General features: G+C 46.9%; 6 protein-coding genes and 1 pseudogene. All 7 read left to right on the forward strand.

The features are described from left to right. Positions 1–58 precede the first annotated feature (58 nt). Entirely contained in the window at positions 59–481 is a 423-nt protein-coding gene (locus tag ACFINZ_RS09270; RefSeq protein WP_375701378.1) for a gp436 family protein, read from the forward strand. A gap of 1 nt (position 482) precedes the next feature. Beyond that, positions 483–977 (forward strand): phage virion morphogenesis protein, encoded by a 495-nt coding sequence (locus tag ACFINZ_RS09275; RefSeq protein WP_375701379.1) that lies wholly within the window; start codon positions 483–485, stop codon positions 975–977. Then, a complete protein-coding gene (locus tag ACFINZ_RS09280; protein ID WP_375701380.1) occupies positions 974–1,498 on the forward strand; it encodes a hypothetical protein in 525 nt (174 codons plus the stop codon). Before ACFINZ_RS09275 ends, ACFINZ_RS09280 begins: the two co-directional genes overlap by 4 nt. Further along, entirely contained in the window at positions 1,491–2,084 is a 594-nt protein-coding gene (locus ACFINZ_RS09285) for a baseplate assembly protein (protein WP_375701381.1), read from the forward strand. The genes ACFINZ_RS09280 and ACFINZ_RS09285 overlap by 8 nt, the downstream gene beginning before the upstream one ends. A gap of 12 nt (positions 2,085–2,096) precedes the next feature. After that, positions 2,097–2,297, forward strand: a complete 201-nt coding sequence (locus ACFINZ_RS09290; protein ID WP_375620339.1) for a hypothetical protein — start codon at positions 2,097–2,099, stop codon at positions 2,295–2,297. Between the two features lie 3 nt (positions 2,298–2,300). Continuing rightward, complete coding sequence (locus tag ACFINZ_RS09295; protein ID WP_375680770.1) at positions 2,301–2,687, forward strand: GPW/gp25 family protein; 387 nt, start codon at positions 2,301–2,303, stop codon at positions 2,685–2,687. Beyond that, positions 2,674–2,767 (forward strand): annotated as a pseudogene (locus tag ACFINZ_RS09300) (baseplate assembly protein); the annotation flags it as partial. The gene ACFINZ_RS09295 and the pseudogene ACFINZ_RS09300, both read left to right, overlap by 14 nt.

Here is a 2,767-nt window from a genome sequence, read left to right on the forward strand (position 1 = left end):
TGCTGCAAAAGATGCCGGTGTTTTGTTGCAAGAAGTTGTCTAAGGGAAACTTTTAAACATGGCTTATGCAAGCAAAAGATTGATTGAAGAGCTCTGGGGTGATGACTTCTTGGATGACTTATGCGGGATGGATGAGAATTCTGATCCAGTTCTTTCAGAGCAAGCCATTGCCCGCGCGCTTGAACAGGCAAGTGGTGAGATTGATGTGCATCTGTCTCATCGCTACTGTGTCCCCATTGTTGGACAGCCAGCGGCTCTGGGTATGATCTGTGTCAATATTGCTGTTTATAATTTAGCCATACGCCATACGGCACTGACCACGACTATTGAAGATCGTTACAAACAGGCGGTTGATTTGCTGAAACGTATTGCCGAAGGCAAAGCGGGTTTGGGTGTGGATGAACCTAAAATTATGAGCGAAGATGGACCGGTTCGTGATGGGGCTTTTTTCCATGCTAAGCCGCGTTTGATGGGAAGATAACATGTCTGTTTCAACCCATATTGAGATTAAAGAGACAGGGCTTGAAGCGGCTTTATCCTTTTTGCAAAAGGGGGCTGATAGCTCGATGGGGACTTTGGCACAAGGGGTTGGGCGTCTCATCCAAGAAAGCACAAGGCGGCGGATTCAAAGTGAAAAAACCTCTGCCCAAGGAGAGAAGTGGAAAAACAATTATGCTCGCACCTCCATTCTTTTTGCCAGTGGGGCGCTTTCACGCTCCATTGATATGAAAGCTTCACCAGAAAAGGTGATTGTGGGCTCTGGGTTGGTTTATGCGCGGATTCATCAATTGGGTGGGGTTATTCACCCGAAAAATGGCAAGACATTGCGCTTTTTTCTGAAAAGCAGCAAAGCACACCGCTTTGTTTGTATGCATCAGGTAACCATGCCCGCACGCCCTTATTTGGGGCTTTCTGAGCGCAATAAAGTGGAAATTGTCAAAGCGGCAGAAGATTGGCTGGGAAGGGTCTTTGCATGAGTCAAACGATTAAAAATGCTGGGCGCATTAATCAGTTTCGTGAGGCGGTGATAGGGAGCCTTAAAGGCGCTTTGCCGGATGTGCGTGATTGCGCCTGTCAATTTGGACGTTTTAACTTAGAAGAATTGGAAACACAAATGCTTGTGGCACCAGCAATACGCGTTGCGGTGTTAGAAAGTCGCTTAACTTCTGTGGCTTCTGGACACATGAGTGCTGATCTTCATTTAGGGGCTTTTATTATTACCACAGGTAAAGAGCGTGATGTTTCCAGTTGGCTTTTGGCAGAAGCTATTGCGGTGCTTTGTCATAGCGGGCAATTGTGGGGGCTAACGCATTTGAGTGCCCCGCGTGATGTCCAGATTGAACCGATTATCTCTGCGGCGATTAAGCAGCGTGGTGTGTCGATTAGTGTGGTGGAATGGCACCAAGATTTGTATCATTTGGGAAAAGATATTTTTTGTGATGAGGGACAACTCAAAAGTGGTTTGATTTCATGGGACAATGAGGTGGGGCATGAATGACGCACATCTCTTAAGTGATACCTTTCGACAAATCATGAAGCGTCTTGATGCCCTTGAACGCTGTCTTGCCAACCAGCACATGATCGGGCGGGTTGTGCAAGTTGATGGCCATAGGGTGCGGGTGAAACTTTTCTCTGAGAGTGCCAATGGACAAGCGGTTTTATCGCCTTGGCTACAAGCGCAAGAAGCTTCTGGCGCTCTCTCAAGCAATATGCCCCTCCATGTTGGTGACCCGGTGCGGTTGTTAAACCCCCATGGCGAAATTTGTTCTGCTTCTCTGGTGGTGCGCGATAGCTATAGTGAGGATGCGCCTAATCCCGCACGCTCTTTCCAAGAACTTGCTCTGTGTTATGCCGGTGGCGCTTTGCGGATGACAAAAGATGAGCTCATTCTCTCCCATGGGGAAAATCAAATTCATTTGAGTGCACAAGGTTTGGTGCTTTCTCATCAAGCAACCCGTGTTGAATTAACGGGTAGTGTGCAGATTGAAGCAAAAGATTTACAGCATAATCAAAAATCTGTTGGCGCAAGCCACAAACACGGTGGGGTCAAAATGGGTCCCTCCACAACCTCTTCCCCTCTTTAAAGGAGTTTTATGATGCGTGAGAATACTTATGTTATTTTAACCAATGCCGATTTTGTTGCAGGCAAGCGTTCACCAGGCAAGGGTGAGGAAATTTGTTTAAGTGAGGAAGCGGCTAAATATCCGTTGCTGCTTGGTCAGATCGCTGAAAAACCAGCCCCTGTTGTTGCTGCGGCCCCAACGGTCTCTACCACAAAGACAAGCAAAGGGGCATAAGCCATGCGGTGCGGGATGAGCGAAAAGGATGGCTCTCTCTTGTATGGCTTTGCGCATTGCCAACAATCACTCCATAAATGTTTAATGACAAGGGTAGGAACACGGGTTTTGCGTCGCCATTATGGGTGTGATGTCAGAGAATTCCAAGACGCCAATGCTGATCCTGCAACAATCTTACGTCTTTATCAAGCTATTGCCTGCGCGCTTGATGATCCAGAATGTGGAGAGCCTGGGTTCTCATTGCAAAGGATTGATCTGACTAAAGCAACGCGTGAGGGAACATTCCATTTTGTTTTAACGGGTATTTTTTATCCCGATGGCCATTTGGGGGATTGGTCCCATGGGCAAGAGATGCATTTTCCTTTAGAGGTCTCTTATGGCAGAGCTTGAACATTTACCCTTTTCACAGATTCCTTTGCCACAAATTATTGAAGAGCTTTCTGTTGAAGCAATTTTAGAGCAAAAGATCA

Origin of the sequence: Bartonella sp. AA81SXKL, assembly GCF_042196945.1 — a bacterium.
Lineage (GTDB): Bacteria > Pseudomonadota > Alphaproteobacteria > Rhizobiales > Rhizobiaceae > Bartonella.

Excerpts from the sequence above, each read along its gene's own strand:
- ACFINZ_RS09270 (WP_375701378.1), top strand. The coding sequence starts at position 59 with ATGGCTTATGCAAGCAAAAGATTGATTGAAGAGCTCTGGGGTGATGAC.
- ACFINZ_RS09275 (WP_375701379.1), top strand. The coding sequence starts at position 483 with ATGTCTGTTTCAACCCATATTGAGATTAAAGAGACAGGGCTTGAAGCG.
- ACFINZ_RS09280 (WP_375701380.1), top strand. The coding sequence starts at position 974 with ATGAGTCAAACGATTAAAAATGCTGGGCGCATTAATCAGTTTCGTGAG.
- ACFINZ_RS09285 (WP_375701381.1), top strand. The coding sequence starts at position 1,491 with ATGAATGACGCACATCTCTTAAGTGATACCTTTCGACAAATCATGAAG.
- ACFINZ_RS09290 (WP_375620339.1), top strand. The coding sequence starts at position 2,097 with ATGCGTGAGAATACTTATGTTATTTTAACCAATGCCGATTTTGTTGCA.
- ACFINZ_RS09295 (WP_375680770.1), top strand. The coding sequence starts at position 2,301 with ATGCGGTGCGGGATGAGCGAAAAGGATGGCTCTCTCTTGTATGGCTTT.